The sequence below is a fragment of the Subtercola sp. Z020 genome (genome assembly GCF_002931235.1).
Classification (GTDB): Bacteria; Actinomycetota; Actinomycetes; order Actinomycetales; family Microbacteriaceae; genus Subtercola.
On sequence record NZ_PSTT01000057.1, the window covers coordinates 1 to 13,792 of the forward strand.

Genomic DNA, 13,792 nt, shown 5'->3' on the forward strand with positions numbered 1-13,792 from the left:
ATCGCCTCGGCGAACGCAGCCCACGACTTCACCTTGCTCACCCCCACCGACGAACCGGCGCGGGCGGGCTTCACGAACACCGGCAGCGTCAGGGCCGCAGCCGCGGCATCCTGCACCGATGACGGCGACGCCGCCCACGAAGCCGCCGTCACTGTCTGCCACGGCGCGACCGCGAGACCGGCGGCCGCGAGCACGGTCTTGGTGAAGTGCTTGTCCATGCCGAGCGCCGAGGCGAGCACACCGGCTCCGACGTACGGCATCGACACGAGTTCGAGCAGGCCCTGGATGGTTCCGTCTTCGCCCCACGGCCCGTGCAGGATCGGGAACACCACGTCGACGTCGCCGAGCGAGCGAACCTGCCCCGCGGCATCCTGAACCGTCAGCTCGCGCGACAGCGCCGAGGTCGGCCACTGCACCCGCGTGCCGTTGTCGGCCACCACCGGAAGAGACGACGGGTCGAGCGTGAACTTCGCGGCGTCGTCGTCTTCGAGAACGAAGGCGCCGTCGCGCGTGATGCCGATCGGGATGACGTCGAAGAGCGACCGGTCAATGGCCGCCAGAACTCCGCCCGCCGTCGCGCAGCTGATCGAGTGCTCGCTGGAACGGCCGCCGAAGAGCAGGGCCACCACGGTTTTTTCTGCCATCGATCGGCCTTTCGCCCTGGGGTTCGAGTGAATCGGTTGTGAGGTGGGGAGCGATGTCCCGAGGGTTCAGCGTACCGGCAAGCACCTGGCTGACCTGCTGAACGATAGGCATGTCGACGCCCCGGGCTGCCGCCAGCGTGAGGATCGGCGCGACGGAGGCGAGCCCCTCCGCGGTCTGCTGCATGCGCGCGACCACGTCGGTGAAGCTGTAGCCCTGGCCGAGCAGACGGCCCGCCGTGTTGTTGCGGGAGAGCGGCGACGACGACGTCGCGATCAGGTCGCCGAGGCCGGCGAGGCCCGACATCGTCTCGGGGCGCGCGCCGTAGGCGACGGCGAAGTCGGTCATCTCGGCGAGCCCGCGGGTCAGGATGGACGCCTTCGTGTTCTCGCCGTAGCCGACCCCGTCGACGATGCCGATGGCCACCGCGATGAGGTTCTTCAGCACGCCGCCGAACTCGGTGCCGATGACATCGGTGTTGACGAACGAGCGGAAGTACCGGTTCGTCGCCACCTTTGCGACGGCTTCAGCAGTCGCCAGCGATGCAGACGAGATGACGGCGGCCGTCGGCTGCTCCCGCGCGATCTCGAGCGCGAGGTTCGGGCCGGATGCCACGGCGAGCCGGTCGCGGTCAATACCGAGGCCCTGCTCGAGCACCTCGCTCATGCGGAGCCCCGACCCCTTCTCGACGCCCTTCATCAGGCTGATGACGACTGTCTCCGGGTCGATCAGCGGCGAGAGCGCCGCGAGGTTCGACCGCAGCGACTGGCTCGGAATCGACACGAACACGAACGCCGAGCCGGCCATGGCCTCGTCGAGCGACGAGGTGGCGCGGATGCTCGGCGGCAGGTTCACCCCCGGCAGGTAGTCGCTGTTGCGCTTGGCGAGGCTGATCTCCCGCGCGAGTTCGGGGCGGCGCGCCCAGAGCGTCACGTCACTGCCGCCGTCGGCGAGGATCTTCGCGAACGTCGTTCCCCAGCTGCCGGCGCCGAGGATGGTGACCCGGGGCACCGGCGGCACCGTGATCGCGGGCTTCCGCCGCCCGAAGAGGGGGCTCACAGCTTGCCGAATTCGGTCTGCTGGTGGTCGGCCGGGTTCCAGCGTTCGGCGGGGGCCGTCTCGCCGCGGAGCTCCTCGAGAAGGTGGGTGATGGCATCCATCACCAGCGAGGTCGCCTCAGCGAGCACCTTCTGCGTGAGCGGCTGCCCGCGGAACCGGGCGAGGTCGACCTCGTCGCCGTACCTGACGTGAACGGTCTTGCGCGGGAACAGGCTGAGGCGCCGGCTCCAGCGGGGCAGCACGGCCTGGGTTCCCCAGTGGGCGACCGGGATGACCGGCAGCGCATTCTCGAGGGCGATGCGCACGGCACCGGTCTTGCCGCGCATCGGCCAGAGGTCGGGGTCACGGGTCAGCGTGCCCTCGGGGTAGACGATGACGCCCTCGCCGCCGACGGTCAGATCGTGCGCGGCGGCGAGCGGATTGCTGCCGTGGGTACGGCCGGAGCGCTCGACGGGCACCTGCTTGATCGCCCGGAGCGCTGCTCCGAGCACCGGCACGCGAAAGAGCGACGCCTTGGCGAGGAACCGCGGTGCACGCCCCAGCCGCCACACCGACCACCCGATGACGACCGGGTCGAAGTCGCTGTAGTGGTTGGGCGTCAGAACGAAGGCACCGGTGCGCGGCAGCTTCTCGGTATCCTGAACCTCGAGCTTCACCAGCGCGGCCACGATCGGGATGACCGGGGCCGCCAGCAGCCGGAAAGTCAGGTTCTTCTCCGAACGGGCCGCGCCCATGCCCATGCCTACGCCTCGAAGGAGAAGTCGGCTCCCAGCTTCTTGAGCTTGCCGGTGAAGTCGCCGTAGCCGCGGCTGATGAGGCCGACGTTCGAGACGCGCGACGTGCCCTGGGCGGTCAGCGCGGCGATGAGGTGGCTGAAGCCACCACGCAGGTCGGGAACCTCGATGTCCGCGCCATGCAGCTTGGTCGGGCCGGTGATGACGGCCGCCTGCTCCAGGGCGCGGCGCGGAACGCGGCGGTTGCCGCCCTCGAGGCCGTTCTTGTGCACCTGGATGTCGGCACCCATCTCGACGAGCGCATCGGTGAACCCGAAGCGGTTCTCGTAGACCGTCTCGTGCACCGTCGAGGTGCCGATGGCCTGCGTGAGGGCCACGATGAGCGGCTGCTGCCAGTCGGTCATGAAGCCGGGGTGCACGTCGGTCTCGATGACGACCGGCTTGAGGTCGCCACCCGGGTGGTAGAAGCGGATGCCGTCTTCTTCGACGTCGAAGTCGCCACCGATCTTGCGGAAGACGTTGAGGAAGGTCATCATCTCCTGCTGCTTCGCACCGACGCAGAAGATGTCGCCCTTGGTGGCGAGAGCGGCGGATGCCCAGCTGGCGGCCTCGTTGCGGTCGAACAGTGCGCGGTGGTCGTAGCCCTTGAGCTTCTCGACGCCCTCGATGAGGATGACGCGGTTCGGCTCGATGGAGATGATCGCGCCCATCTTCTGCAGCACGGCGATCAGGTCCATGATCTCGGGCTCGATGGCGGCGTTCTTCAGCTCGGTCGTGCCCTCGGCGCGCACGCCGGTCAGCAGTACCTGCTCGGTGGCGCCGACGCTCGGGTAGGGCAGCTCGATGTTCGCGCCCTTCAGGCCGTTCGGCGCGGTGATGTTGATTCCGCTCGGCAGCTTCTCGACGACGGCACCGAAGGAACGGAGGGCGTCGAGGTGGAAGTCGATCGGGCGGTCACCGATACGGCAGCCGCCGAGGTCGGGGATGAAGGCGTGGCCGAGGCGATGCAGCAGCGGGCCGCAGAACAGGATCGGGATGCGCGAGGAACCCGACAGCGCGTCGATCTCGGCGCTCTGCGCGATGGCGACGTTGGCCGGGTCGAGCACGAGGGTGCCGGACTCGGGGCTGCCCGAGATCTCGACGCCGTGGATCTCGAGGAGGCGGGAGACGACGTGCACATCGCTGATGTCGGGCACGTCGCGCAGAACGCTCTTCGTGTCGCCGAGCAGCGAGGCGACCATGGCTTTGGTGACCAGGTTCTTGGCACCGCGCACGTCGATGCGGCCGCGGAGGGGCCGCCCGCCGTTGACGATGATGGTGTCGCTCTGGAGGCCCACGTGAGCCGCTGCCTTCTGTGCGTCGAGAACGAGCTGGGCGTCTTGGAGGAGTGTGTTCATGTCTGTGGTACTGCCTACTTCACTGGGAGGGTCTTCGGTCGCCAGCCCTGCCGGCGACTCTCGAAATCTGTGATCTCCGCTTCGCTTCGCAGAGTGAGCCCGATGTCGTCGAGACCTTCGAGCAGCCTCCACCGAGTGTAGTCATCGATGCTGAAGGGCACCGTGAGCGACCCGACGGAGACCGTCTTCGACAGCAGGTCGACGGTGATCTCGCGGCCCGGCTGCTCGTCGACGGCGGCCCAGATCTTCTCGATGTCGGACTCGGCCAGCTGGGCGGCGAGCAGCCCCTGCTTGCCCGAGTTGCCGCGGAAGATGTCGCCGAACCGCGAACTGAGCACTGCGGCGAAACCGAAGTCGCGGAGCGCCCAGACGGCGTGCTCGCGCGAGGAACCGGTGCCGAAGTCGGGCCCGGCGACGAGCACCTTGGCGCCCGCAAACGCCGGCTGGTTCAGAACGAACTCCGGGTCCTGCCGCCAGCCGTGGAAGAGCGCGTCTTCGAAGCCGGTCTTGGTGACCCGTTTCAGGAAGACGGCGGGGATGATCTGGTCGGTGTCGACGTTCGACCTCTTCAGAGGTGCGGCGACGCCGGTGATGACGGAGACGGCTTCCACGGGTCAGACCGCCTTCGCTGCTGAGGTGACGAGTTCGGGAGACTGCTCGAGATCCCACGGGCTCGAGAGAGTGCCACGGATCGCCGTCGCGGCGGCGACGAGCGGCGACACGAGGTGGGTGCGGCCGCCCTTGCCCTGGCGACCCTCGAAGTTGCGGTTCGACGTCGACGCACAGCGTTCGCCGGGCGCGAGCTGGTCGGGGTTCATACCGAGGCACATGGAGCAGCCGGCGAAGCGCCACTCGGCCCCGAAGTCTTCGACGATCTTGTCGATGCCCTCGGCCTCGGCCTCGATGCGCACACGCGCCGAGCCCGGCACCACCATGACACGCACGTTGTCGGCCTTCTTCTGCCCCTTGATGACGGAGGCGAAGGCGCGCAGGTCTTCGATGCGGCTGTTCGTGCACGACCCCATGAAGACCGCGTCGACGGCGATCTGCTTCATCGGGGTGTTGGCCGTCAGCGCCATGTACTCGAGGGCCCGCTCGGCGTTCGACCGCTCGTTCGGGTCGATGATCGTGGAGGGGTCGGGCACGTTCTCGCTGAGCGAGACGCCCTGCCCGGGGTTGGTTCCCCAGGTGACGAACGGCTCGAGGGTGTCGGCGTCGAGGAAGACCTCGGCGTCGAAGACAGCCGTCTCGTCGGTCTGCAGCGTCTTCCAGTACTCGACGGCCTCGACCCAGTCCTCGCCGGCGGGCGCGTGCGGCCGGCCCTTGAGATAGTCGAATGTCGTCTGGTCGGGCGCGACCATGCCCGCACGGGCGCCGGCCTCGATCGACATGTTGCAGATCGTCATCCGCCCCTCCATCGAGAGGTTCCGGATGGCCGACCCCCGGTATTCGAGCACATACCCCTGCCCGCCGCCGGTGCCGATCTTCGCGATCACCGCGAGGATGATGTCCTTGGCCGTGACCCCCGGGCGGAGCGTGCCCTCGACGGTGATGGCCATCGTCTTGAACGGCTTCAGCGGCAGCGTCTGCGTCGCGAGAACGTGCTCGACCTCGCTGGTTCCGATGCCGAAGGCCATGGCGCCGAAGGCGCCGTGGGTCGACGTGTGCGAGTCGCCGCAGACCACGGTGATGCCGGGCATGGTGAGGCCGAGCTGCGGGCCGACGACGTGCACGATGCCCTGCTCGACGTCGCCGAGCGAGTGCAGCCGCACACCGAACTCCCTGGCGTTGTTGCGCAGGGTGTCGATCTGGGTGCGGCTCGTCAAGTCGGCGATCGGCCGGTTGATGGCGAGGGTGGGGGTGTTGTGGTCTTCGGTGGCGATCGTGAGGTCGGGTCGCCGCACGGGCCGGCCGGCCAGCCTCAGGCCGTCGAAGGCCTGGGGGCTCGTGACCTCGTGCACGAGGTGAAGGTCGATGTAGAGGAGGTCGGGCGCGCCATCCTCCCCCTTGACGACGAGATGGTCGTTCCAGACCTTCTCTGCGAGGGTCAGGCCCCTGGATTCCGTCATGCTTCCACCTTCGAACGCGACACGAACTGTTCGCTCAGTCTAACCGCGAGCCCCGCAGGGCATTCCCGACCCGATCGGTGGGCTGCGGCTCAGTCGTAGGTTCTCAGCAGTTGCCACACGTGCCGGTGGTCATCCCAGCGGATGTCGAACACCCGGGCCTCCCCGTCGTCGGCGGTGGCCTGGAACCGCCAGCCCACAGAGAGCCGGGGCGGATGAGTGAACGACAGCGCATCGAGGAAGGACTCGGGGAGGTCGTCGCCCAGCCGCGTCGGCGAGTCCGTCACCCGGAACCGCCGGGAGCCCCAGACCAGGCGGCTCGGCCTGCCGTCTTTCAGCCAGACGGCCACCAGCTCATCGACCTGCATCATGCGACTCCCTCCGCTCATTCGAACATATGTTCGAATGGCTCGACTGTAATCGTTCCGGGGGAGACACGCCCAAGCCGACGTATACCTGGGCATCTCATGCCTCCGGATGCACAGCCGGAGTCGATGCGCGCCCGGTAAGGTAAGGCTTACCATGGTTACCACTCTGCCCTCGGCCCGAACCGGGGCGACACCGCCGCGGTCGCCGCTGGCGGTCAGCACGGCGCGACGCTCCGGCCTCCTCGTGGCCCTCATCGTTCTTCTCGTTCTGCTCTGCGGAGTGAGCCTCTTCGTCGGCTCCGGCAACCTCCCGTTCGACGCGGTCTGGCACTCGCTCACCCAGGGCGGCTCCGACACGACATCGCTGCTGGTCACCACCTTCCGAGTGCCCCGGATGCTGCTGGCCGTGCTGGTGGGCACCGCGCTCGGTCTCGGCGGGGCGCTGATGCAGGCGATCACCCGCAACCCGCTCGCCGACCCCGGGCTACTGGGAGTGAATGCCGGAGCGTACATCGCCGTCGTTCTGGCCATCACCTACGCCGGGGTCGCCGGCATCTCGAACTACGTCTGGTGGTCGTTCGCCGGAGCCATCGTCGTCACGGCTGTCGTCTACCTCATCGGCGGGCGCGGCCGGGCCGGCGGCGACCCGGCCCGGCTCGTGCTGGTCGGCGTCTCGGTGTCGTACCTGCTGAACGGCATCAGCTTCGGCATCACCCTGCAGAACCCCGACACGTTCGACGCCATCCGTTTCTGGTCGGCGGGCTCACTGCAGGGCCGGCAGTGGGACATCGTCTGGGGTGTGCTGCCGTTCATCCTGGTCGGCAGTGTCACGGCCCTGGCCCTCGGCCGTTCACTGAACGCCTCAGCGCTCGGCGACGATCTCGCGAAGTCGCTCGGGGCGAACCTGCTGCGAACGCGCCTCATCGGGTTCGCCGCGATCACGGTGCTGTGCGGGGCCGGAACGGCCGCGGCCGGGCCGATCACCTTCCTCGGACTGATGGCGCCGTTCGTCGCCCGGCGCATCGTGGGGCCCGACCAGCGCTGGATCCTGCCGTTCTCCGCCGTGGTCGCGCCGATCATCTTCCTTCTCGCCGACATGGTGGGGCGACTGTTGGTGGCGAGCGAGGTTCCGGTCGGGCTGGTGACGGCGTTCGTGGGGGCGCCGCTGCTCATCGTGCTCATGCGCAGCCGCCGGGCGGCGAAGAGCCTGTGAGCGTGCTGCGCCTCGCGGGCGGGCGGGTGAGCATCCGGATCCGCACCCGCACCGTGTGGGTGGTGAGTGCCCTTGCGGTATTCACGGTCGCTCTGGCCGTGCTGGCGGTGACGCTCGGCGAGTATCCGATCGCGCCGAAGGATGTCTTCGCGGCCTTCACCGGGCAGGGGTCGACGAGCATCCAGCGCATCGTTCTCGAATGGCGGGCTCCGCGGATCGTGCTGGCCGTCGTCGCGGGGGCCGCGCTCGCCCTCTCGGGGGCGATCTTCCAGTCGCTGACCCGCAACCCGCTCGGCAGCCCCGACATCCTCGGCTTCTCGCACGGCGCCTACACGGGCGCCCTGGTGGTGATGCTGCTGATCGGTGGCAACTACGTCGCGACGTCGATCGGCGCCTTCGTGGGCGGGGTCGCGACGGCGGCCGTCGTCTACTTTCTGAGCTTCCGGAACGGCGTGCAGGGGTTCCGGCTGATCGTGATCGGCATCGCGGTGAGCGCCTTCCTGGTGGCGTTCAACGGATGGCTGCTCATCAGTGTCGATGTGAACAGCGCGCTGTCGGCGGCGACCTGGGGGACCGGCTCGTTCGACCTGTCGACGTGGGGCGACGTCGTTCCCGTGCTCGGCACGATCGTGGTGCTGCTGCCGGTGCTGGCCCTCACGGGCAGCCGGTTGCGCGCGCTCGAACTCGGCGACGACGCCGCGATCGGGCTCGGGGTGCGGGCCGAGCCGACGCGGCTGCTGCTGCTCGTGGTGGGCGTCGCGCTCGTCGCGGTGGTGACGGCGGCGGCCGGACCGATCGGGTTCGTCGCGCTCGCGGCGCCGCAGATCGCGCGGCGGCTGACGCGGTCGCCCGGCGTCGCACTGGTACCGGCAGCGGCGCTCGGGGCGGCGCTGATGCTCGGCAGTGACGTGATCGCGCAACGCCTCATCGCGCCGACGCAGCTGCCGGTCGGCATCGTGACGGTGGTCATCGGTGGCATCTACCTCGTCGCGCTGCTCGCGACGCAGTCCCGGAAGGCATGACAATGGCGATCAGGAATTCAGAGGATGCGGTCGGCGCCGTGCGGCTCGCCGGCCGCGGGCTGCGCGTCGGCTACGACAAGCGCACGATCATCCACGATCTCGACATCGACATCCCCGACGACTCGTTCACGGTGATCGTCGGCCCGAACGCCTGCGGCAAGTCGACCCTGCTGCGCGCCCTCGCCCGGGTGCTGGCCCCGACCGGCGGCAGCGTCGTACTCGACGGGCGCGACATCTCGGCCTACCCGTCGAAAGAGGTGGCCAGGCGGGTGGGGCTGCTCCCCCAGACTTCGATCGCCCCCGACGGCATCACCGTGCTCGACCTCGTCTCGCGCGGCCGGTTCCCGCACCAGTCGATGCTGCAGCAGTGGTCGACGGCCGACGAGCAGGCCGTTCTGCGCGCCATGGAGGCGACCACCGTCACCGACCTGGCCGAGCGCACCGTCGACGAGCTGTCGGGCGGGCAGCGGCAGCGCGTGTGGGTGGCGATGGCGCTCGCCCAGGAGACCCCTCTGCTGCTGCTCGACGAACCGACGACCTACCTCGACATCGCCCACCAGATCGAGTTGCTCGACCTTTTCTCCGAGCTCAACCGGGAGTCGGGGCACTCGCTCGTCGCTGTGCTGCACGACCTCAACCAGGCCGCGCGGTACGCGACGCACCTGATCGCGATGAAGGAGGGCCGGGTCGTCGCCGAGGGGGCGCCGGTCGACATCGTGACGGCCGAGCTCGTCGAAGAGGTGTTCGGGCTGCGTTGCCGGGTCATCGACGATCCGGAGTCGGGTACGCCGCTGGTGATCCCGCTCGCGAGGCGCTGACGCTGACGCCGCCTCTGAGAGATCTCACAGATTGTGAGGTATGGGTAGGCTAACCTAAAGACTTCCTGCACCCGATCGAGAGAGCCTTCATGCGCGCCCGTTTCCTTCGCACCACCACCGTTGTTGCCGCAACAGCAGCGGCCCTCCTCGCCCTCAGCGGCTGCGCCTCGGGCGCCGGCAGCTCAGAGCCGAGTTCCTCCGCGGCATCCGGGAGCCTCGGCACCGTCGACACCATGTTCGGCACTGTCGACGTGCCCCGGCCCGAGGGCGACCTCAAGGTCGTGGCGCTCGGCTGGTCGGATGCGGAGATGGCCCTCGCCCTCGGCGTCAAGCCGGTCGGCGTCTACGCCTGGCAGGGCTTCACGGCCGACACGAAAGGCGTTGGCCCGTGGGCATCCTCTCTTTTCGGCGACGTCGTACCCGAACAGCTGGGTGGCGGCGAGACGCTCAACTACGAGCAGATCGCGGCGCTCGACCCCGACGTGATCCTGAACGTGCGGAGCGACAACGACGAGGAGACCTACAAGCGTCTCAGCGAGATCGCCCCGACGGTCTACGCCCCGACCGGGACCGGGCCGTTCGCCACGGACTGGGCCACGCAGCTCACGTCGGTCTCCGAGGCGCTCGGGCTGGCCGATGAGGGCACGGCGCTCATCAGCACGACGAAGGCCGACATCGCGGCGGCTGCGGCGGCGAACCCGTCGTTCGCGGGCAAGACGGCCGTCTCCGCGGCGAAGTTCGGGGAGGCGTACGGCGCCTACCTACCGGGCGACGGCCGGTTCGACATTCTCGCCGACCTCGGTTTTGTGAGCGCCCCGGCGGTGACGGCGCTCGGCGCCGGCAGCTTCTACGCGACCGTCTCGGTCGAGAACGTGTCGGCGCTCGACGCCGACGTGATGGTGGCGCTGCCGATCGGGTTCACCGCCGCAGAGACCGAGGCCGATCCGCTGCTCGCCAGCCTGCCGGTCGTGCAGCAGGGGCGCACGGTGTTCCTCGACCCCACGTCGGAGACCGCGACGGCCTACAGTGCGGCCAGCGTGCTGAGCATCCCGGTCGTGCTCGACCAGCTCGTGCCACTGCTTGCCGCGGCGGCCGCCAAGTAGCGCAGAGCACTCCCGCCTGAGGGGCCGGGCCGGGGCCGCTCGGCGGTTAGGCGCGGGTGGCGCTCGCCAGCAGCCGCGGGGCGGGCTCGCCCGGCCAGCGGCCCACGAGCAGGGCGCTCTCGCCCGAGACCGCGGTCGCGGCTTCGGCGCGGGCGGCGGATGCCGCATCCTCCGCCGAGACGGAACCCTCCCCCGCCACACGTCGCACGACCTCGATGAGCAGCTCGCCACCGGAGCGGGCACGGCCCCGCACGAGCGACGATTCGGGGCCCGATTCGACGGTCACGGCATCCAGAACCACCGGCTCGACCGGCACCGGGGCGGTCGCGCCGAGCTCGGCCGCCCCGCCCGTGCCCTCGGCGAACGTGTCGAGCGGCTTCTCGACCGTCTCGCCGTCGATCACCCAGTGCTGCTCGGCGTGGCTGCCGCCGTTCAGGACGACCGTGGCGAGCACGCTCGCGTAGACCGGGTCTGCGGCGCCGTCGTAGACCCAGCGCTCCCCGAGCAACGAGTGCTCCATCGTGCCGATCAGCCCGGCGCCGGCGCCCTCGAGCGGCGCCGAACGGTAGGTCAGCGGAACGTGCAGCACCGGCCCGTCGCCCGCGCGCACCAGCAGCGTCTCGATGCCGACCTCACCGGCCGGGTCGTCGAACCGGAACGCCCCGACCTGCTCGAGCGCGCCCCCGCCGCCCCACGGCTGCGCCGGCACCCACCCCTGCAGCAGCTCGAGCTTCGACGGGGTCAGTACTGCCTTGTGGAGAAGTGCCATGCCCCGATCGTAGACCGCGAGCCGGTCACAGAGAAGATGTACATCCCGAGTCATCGAATGTACACTGTGAGCATGTCGATCGTCAGCGTCGCAGACGCACGCAACCATCTCTCCGACGTCATTGCCCGCTCGCAGAGTGAAGCAGTGTTCATCGAACGGCGCGGCCAGCGGGCAGCCGTCGTCGTCAGCCCCGAGCAGTACGAACGCATGATCGAGGCGCTCGAAGACGCCGAAGATGTCGCATCCTTCGACGAAGCGATGCAGGAGGAGGGGCCCAACGTGCCCTGGGCGCAGGTGAAGGCCGATCTGGGCTGGGCATGACGTACCAGATCGAACTGCGACCCGCTGCGGCTCGATCGTTCAAACGCATCGACCACCAGGATCGCGAACGCATCCGCGGAGCAATCGCCCTGCTGGGCGAGAACCCTCGGCCGCCCGGAGCCAAGGCGCTTCAGGGTCGTCCCGGCTTCAGGGTCAGGGTCGGCGACTACCGGATCATCTACACGATCGACGATGACGTGCTCATCGTCGCGGTGATCGCTCTCAGCCACCGCCGGGACATCTACGAGCGCTGAACGCCGCGCAGCTCGGCGAGCGACGGAGGGTTCGCTCCGGCGCGCGACACGGTGATGCGGGCGCTCTCGAGGGCGGTGCGCGCGATGTGCTCGACCTGCGGTTCGGTGAGGCGGCCGGCGAGCACGTCGGGCAGGAGTGCGCCGTCGAGGATGGCGAAGAGCATCCCCGACATGAAGGAGTCGCCGGCGCCGATGGTGTCGGCGACGTCGACGGGGCGCGCGGGCAGGGAGACGCGGATGCCCGGGGCCGCCAGCAGGCACCCGTCGCCGCCGCGCGTCACCCCGACCAGCAGGCTGCCGGCGTCGAGGCAGCGCGAGACCACCTCCGACAGCGGCACCCCCGGGTAGAGCCACTCCGCGTCTTCGTCGCTCATCTTGACGACGTGGGCGTCTGCCGCGAGCGCCTGGACGTCGGCGCGCACGGCGTCGCGGTCGGGGGTGATGCTCGGGCGCACGTTCGGGTCGAAGCTCAGCAGCACCTCGCCGCCGCGGCGCGCCTCGGCGAACAGGCGGCGGATCTCCGCGGCGCCCGGCTGCAGAACGGAGGCGATCGATCCGGTGTGCAGCACGCCCACACCCGGCGCCACGGTGGTCTCGTCGAGCTGCCAGGCGATGTCGAACTCGTAGTCGGCCCGGCCGTCGGCGTCGACGTGCGCCGTGGCGGTGGAGGTCGGGGCATCCAGAGCCGTCGCCTGTTCGAGCACGACGCCGGCCGATTCGAGGTGCCGGATGATCGCCTCACCGTGCGCGTCTGCGCCGACGTGCGCGCGGAAGACGGTGGGGATGCCGAGCCGGGCGAGCCCGTACGCGACGTTCAGCGGACTGCCGCCCGGGTGCACCTGCGGCTCGGTGCCCGACGGGTCGCCCTCGTGCACGACGATGTCGACGAGGGCCTCCCCGATGACGAGCGCCGAGCGGGGCGGAGGCGGGGTCGCCGACGGGGGCTGGAGGTCTTCGCTGGCGGTCACGCCCCCATCCTAGACTGGGGAGCGACCCGCCTCTGGGCGGTGACGCGGGGCGCGCCCGCAGGCGCATCCGCCGGTATCTGCACAAACGAGAGTGGGGCTTCGATGACGGCTCGGGAACATCTGGTACGCGGGCTCTGGACGCTGTTCGAACCCATCCACGCGGTCACCTACTTCTCCGAGGAGGCGCGGGCGGCGTTCGCCGGGGTGGGGCTGACGCGCTACTGGGACGGCTACTTCGCCGGGCGGTCGGCTCCGCTCGGGGCGGTGACCGGGGCGCCCGTCACCGCGATCTTCAGCGGGTTCGCTCCGGCGCTGGTCGAGCGGGCGCTGCCCGCGGTGTGGGCCGTTGCGTCGCCCGCCGACGTGCTCGAGGCGCGATCGGCGGGCGCGGCATCCACTCTCGCGCACCTGGTTCCCGAGTGGGATGTCGCGGTGCGGGCAGCCGCGGCCCTGGCACCGATTGCGGCGGAGGTCGACACGATCGGCCGGCCGCTCGCGGCGGCGAACCGGGCGCTGGCGCTGCCGGAGGACCCGTACCGTGCGCTCTGGCAGGCCACAGCGACGCTACGGGAGCACCGCGGCGACGGACACGTGCTCGCGCTGGTGACCGAGCGGATCGCGGGGCTGTCGACCATCGTTCTGCGGGCCGGGCTCGACCTCGACACGTCGTCGATGAAGCGGGCGCGCGGCTGGAGCGACGAGGCGTGGGACGACGAGCAGAACGACCTCGTCGACCGCGGGCTGCTCGACTCCGACGGGCTCATCACCGATGCGGGCCGGGACGCGATCGCGCGGGCGGAGGAGCTGACGAACCGTCTCGCCGTCGCCCCGTGGAGCGGGCTCAGCGATGCCCGCCTCGTGGCCGTCGCCCAAGCGCTCGAGCCGTTCGCCGCGGCGGCGGCGCCGCTGTACCCGCAGCCGAACCCGATCGGCATGCCCACCCCGTGGGATGCGGTGGCCGACCCGGCCGGCGACACCATCCACGCCGACCCCACCGCCCGATGAGCGGCGAGCTGCCCGATGGGGCGGGGCGGGTCGGCCACCGCATCCCACGGGGT

At 69.9% G+C, this 13,792-nt stretch carries 15 protein-coding genes and 1 pseudogene; 7 read left to right on the top strand and 9 right to left on the bottom strand.

The annotated features are described in order from the left end of the window. The 7 genes and pseudogenes from C5B96_RS07700 to C5B96_RS07730 all read right to left on the bottom strand — a co-directional run. A pseudogene (locus C5B96_RS07700) lies at window positions 1-644 on the bottom strand (D-alanine--D-alanine ligase); the annotation flags it as partial. Then, complete coding sequence (locus C5B96_RS07705) at window positions 547-1,638, bottom strand: NAD(P)H-dependent glycerol-3-phosphate dehydrogenase (RefSeq protein WP_104244598.1); 1,092 nt, start codon at window positions 1,636-1,638, stop codon at window positions 547-549. The gene C5B96_RS07705 and the pseudogene C5B96_RS07700, both read right to left, overlap by 98 nt. 59 nt (window positions 1,639-1,697) lie before the next feature. After that, window positions 1,698-2,435, bottom strand: a complete 738-nt coding sequence (locus C5B96_RS07710) for a 1-acyl-sn-glycerol-3-phosphate acyltransferase (protein WP_199176590.1) — start codon at window positions 2,433-2,435, stop codon at window positions 1,698-1,700. Between the two features lie 8 nt (window positions 2,436-2,443). Then, window positions 2,444-3,832, bottom strand: a complete 1,389-nt coding sequence (murA, locus tag C5B96_RS07715; RefSeq protein WP_104244576.1) for a UDP-N-acetylglucosamine 1-carboxyvinyltransferase — start codon at window positions 3,830-3,832, stop codon at window positions 2,444-2,446. Window positions 3,833-3,846: 14 nt separating this feature from the next. Next, the gene (leuD, locus tag C5B96_RS07720) at window positions 3,847-4,443 is read right to left on the bottom strand and encodes a 3-isopropylmalate dehydratase small subunit (protein ID WP_104244578.1); all 597 of its coding nucleotides are present in this window, start codon (window positions 4,441-4,443) and stop codon (window positions 3,847-3,849) included. 3 nt (window positions 4,444-4,446) lie between these two features. Beyond that, a complete protein-coding gene (gene leuC / locus C5B96_RS07725; protein ID WP_104244580.1) occupies window positions 4,447-5,901 on the bottom strand; it encodes a 3-isopropylmalate dehydratase large subunit in 1,455 nt (484 codons plus the stop codon). Between the two features lie 89 nt (window positions 5,902-5,990). Then, window positions 5,991-6,269, bottom strand: a complete 279-nt coding sequence (locus C5B96_RS07730; protein ID WP_104244582.1) for a hypothetical protein — start codon at window positions 6,267-6,269, stop codon at window positions 5,991-5,993. 151 nt (window positions 6,270-6,420) lie between these two features. Here C5B96_RS07730 and C5B96_RS07735 point away from each other — a divergent pair, with 151 nt between their 5' ends. The 4 genes from C5B96_RS07735 (at window position 6,421) to C5B96_RS07750 (ending at window position 10,422) form a co-directional block, all read left to right on the top strand. Then, entirely contained in the window at window positions 6,421-7,479 is a 1,059-nt protein-coding gene (locus tag C5B96_RS07735; RefSeq protein ID WP_104244584.1) for an iron ABC transporter permease, read from the top strand. A 2-nt stretch (window positions 7,480-7,481) separates the two neighbouring features. Next, window positions 7,482-8,501: an iron chelate uptake ABC transporter family permease subunit gene (locus C5B96_RS07740; protein WP_233189071.1), complete on the top strand. Its 1,020-nt coding sequence runs from the start codon at window positions 7,482-7,484 to the stop codon at window positions 8,499-8,501. A gap of 2 nt (window positions 8,502-8,503) precedes the next feature. Further along, window positions 8,504-9,319 carry an ABC transporter ATP-binding protein gene (locus tag C5B96_RS07745; protein ID WP_199176591.1) on the top strand — a complete coding sequence of 272 codons (816 nt, stop codon included), beginning with the start codon at window positions 8,504-8,506 and terminating at the stop codon, window positions 9,317-9,319. An 89-nt stretch (window positions 9,320-9,408) separates the two neighbouring features. Continuing rightward, on the top strand, window positions 9,409-10,422 hold the full coding sequence (locus C5B96_RS07750; RefSeq protein WP_104244590.1) for an iron-siderophore ABC transporter substrate-binding protein: 1,014 nt from the start codon (window positions 9,409-9,411) through the stop codon (window positions 10,420-10,422). Window positions 10,423-10,468: 46 nt separating this feature from the next. Here C5B96_RS07750 and C5B96_RS07755 read toward each other — a convergent pair whose 3' ends face one another. Then, entirely contained in the window at window positions 10,469-11,191 is a 723-nt protein-coding gene (locus C5B96_RS07755) for a hypothetical protein (protein WP_104244592.1), read from the bottom strand. 72 nt (window positions 11,192-11,263) lie between these two features. On the opposite strand from C5B96_RS07755, the gene C5B96_RS07760 reads away from it, so the two are divergent. Continuing rightward, window positions 11,264-11,512, top strand: a complete 249-nt coding sequence (locus C5B96_RS07760; RefSeq protein WP_104244600.1) for a type II toxin-antitoxin system Phd/YefM family antitoxin — start codon at window positions 11,264-11,266, stop codon at window positions 11,510-11,512. Next, window positions 11,509-11,766, top strand: coding sequence for a type II toxin-antitoxin system RelE/ParE family toxin (locus tag C5B96_RS07765; RefSeq protein ID WP_104244594.1), 258 nt, complete (start codon window positions 11,509-11,511; stop codon window positions 11,764-11,766). The genes C5B96_RS07760 and C5B96_RS07765 overlap by 4 nt, the downstream gene beginning before the upstream one ends. On the opposite strand, the gene C5B96_RS07770 is transcribed toward C5B96_RS07765, so the two are convergent. Further along, on the bottom strand, window positions 11,754-12,734 hold the full coding sequence (locus C5B96_RS07770) for a carbohydrate kinase (RefSeq protein ID WP_104244596.1): 981 nt from the start codon (window positions 12,732-12,734) through the stop codon (window positions 11,754-11,756). The two genes, C5B96_RS07765 and C5B96_RS07770, sit on opposite strands and share 13 nt — an antisense overlap. Before the next feature lie 102 nt (window positions 12,735-12,836). On the opposite strand from C5B96_RS07770, the gene C5B96_RS07775 reads away from it, so the two are divergent. Beyond that, window positions 12,837-13,739, top strand: a complete 903-nt coding sequence (locus C5B96_RS07775; RefSeq protein WP_199176592.1) for a hypothetical protein — start codon at window positions 12,837-12,839, stop codon at window positions 13,737-13,739. The last annotated feature ends 53 nt before the right edge of the window (window positions 13,740-13,792 follow it).

Bases quoted from the DNA above. Each gene is read 5' to 3' on its own strand.
- C5B96_RS07710 (WP_199176590.1), bottom strand. From the start codon at position 2,435: ATGGGCGCGGCCCGTTCGGAGAAGAACCTGACTTTCCGGCTGCTGGCG.
- murA (WP_104244576.1), bottom strand. From the start codon at position 3,832: ATGAACACACTCCTCCAAGACGCCCAGCTCGTTCTCGACGCACAGAAG.
- leuC (WP_104244580.1), bottom strand. From the start codon at position 5,901: ATGACGGAATCCAGGGGCCTGACCCTCGCAGAGAAGGTCTGGAACGAC.
- C5B96_RS07730 (WP_104244582.1), bottom strand. From the start codon at position 6,269: ATGATGCAGGTCGATGAGCTGGTGGCCGTCTGGCTGAAAGACGGCAGG.
- C5B96_RS07735 (WP_104244584.1), top strand. From the start codon at position 6,421: ATGGTTACCACTCTGCCCTCGGCCCGAACCGGGGCGACACCGCCGCGG.
- C5B96_RS07745 (WP_199176591.1), top strand. From the start codon at position 8,504: ATGGCGATCAGGAATTCAGAGGATGCGGTCGGCGCCGTGCGGCTCGCC.
- C5B96_RS07750 (WP_104244590.1), top strand. From the start codon at position 9,409: ATGCGCGCCCGTTTCCTTCGCACCACCACCGTTGTTGCCGCAACAGCA.
- C5B96_RS07755 (WP_104244592.1), bottom strand. From the start codon at position 11,191: ATGGCACTTCTCCACAAGGCAGTACTGACCCCGTCGAAGCTCGAGCTG.
- C5B96_RS07760 (WP_104244600.1), top strand. From the start codon at position 11,264: ATGTCGATCGTCAGCGTCGCAGACGCACGCAACCATCTCTCCGACGTC.
- C5B96_RS07765 (WP_104244594.1), top strand. From the start codon at position 11,509: ATGACGTACCAGATCGAACTGCGACCCGCTGCGGCTCGATCGTTCAAA.
- C5B96_RS07775 (WP_199176592.1), top strand. From the start codon at position 12,837: ATGACGGCTCGGGAACATCTGGTACGCGGGCTCTGGACGCTGTTCGAA.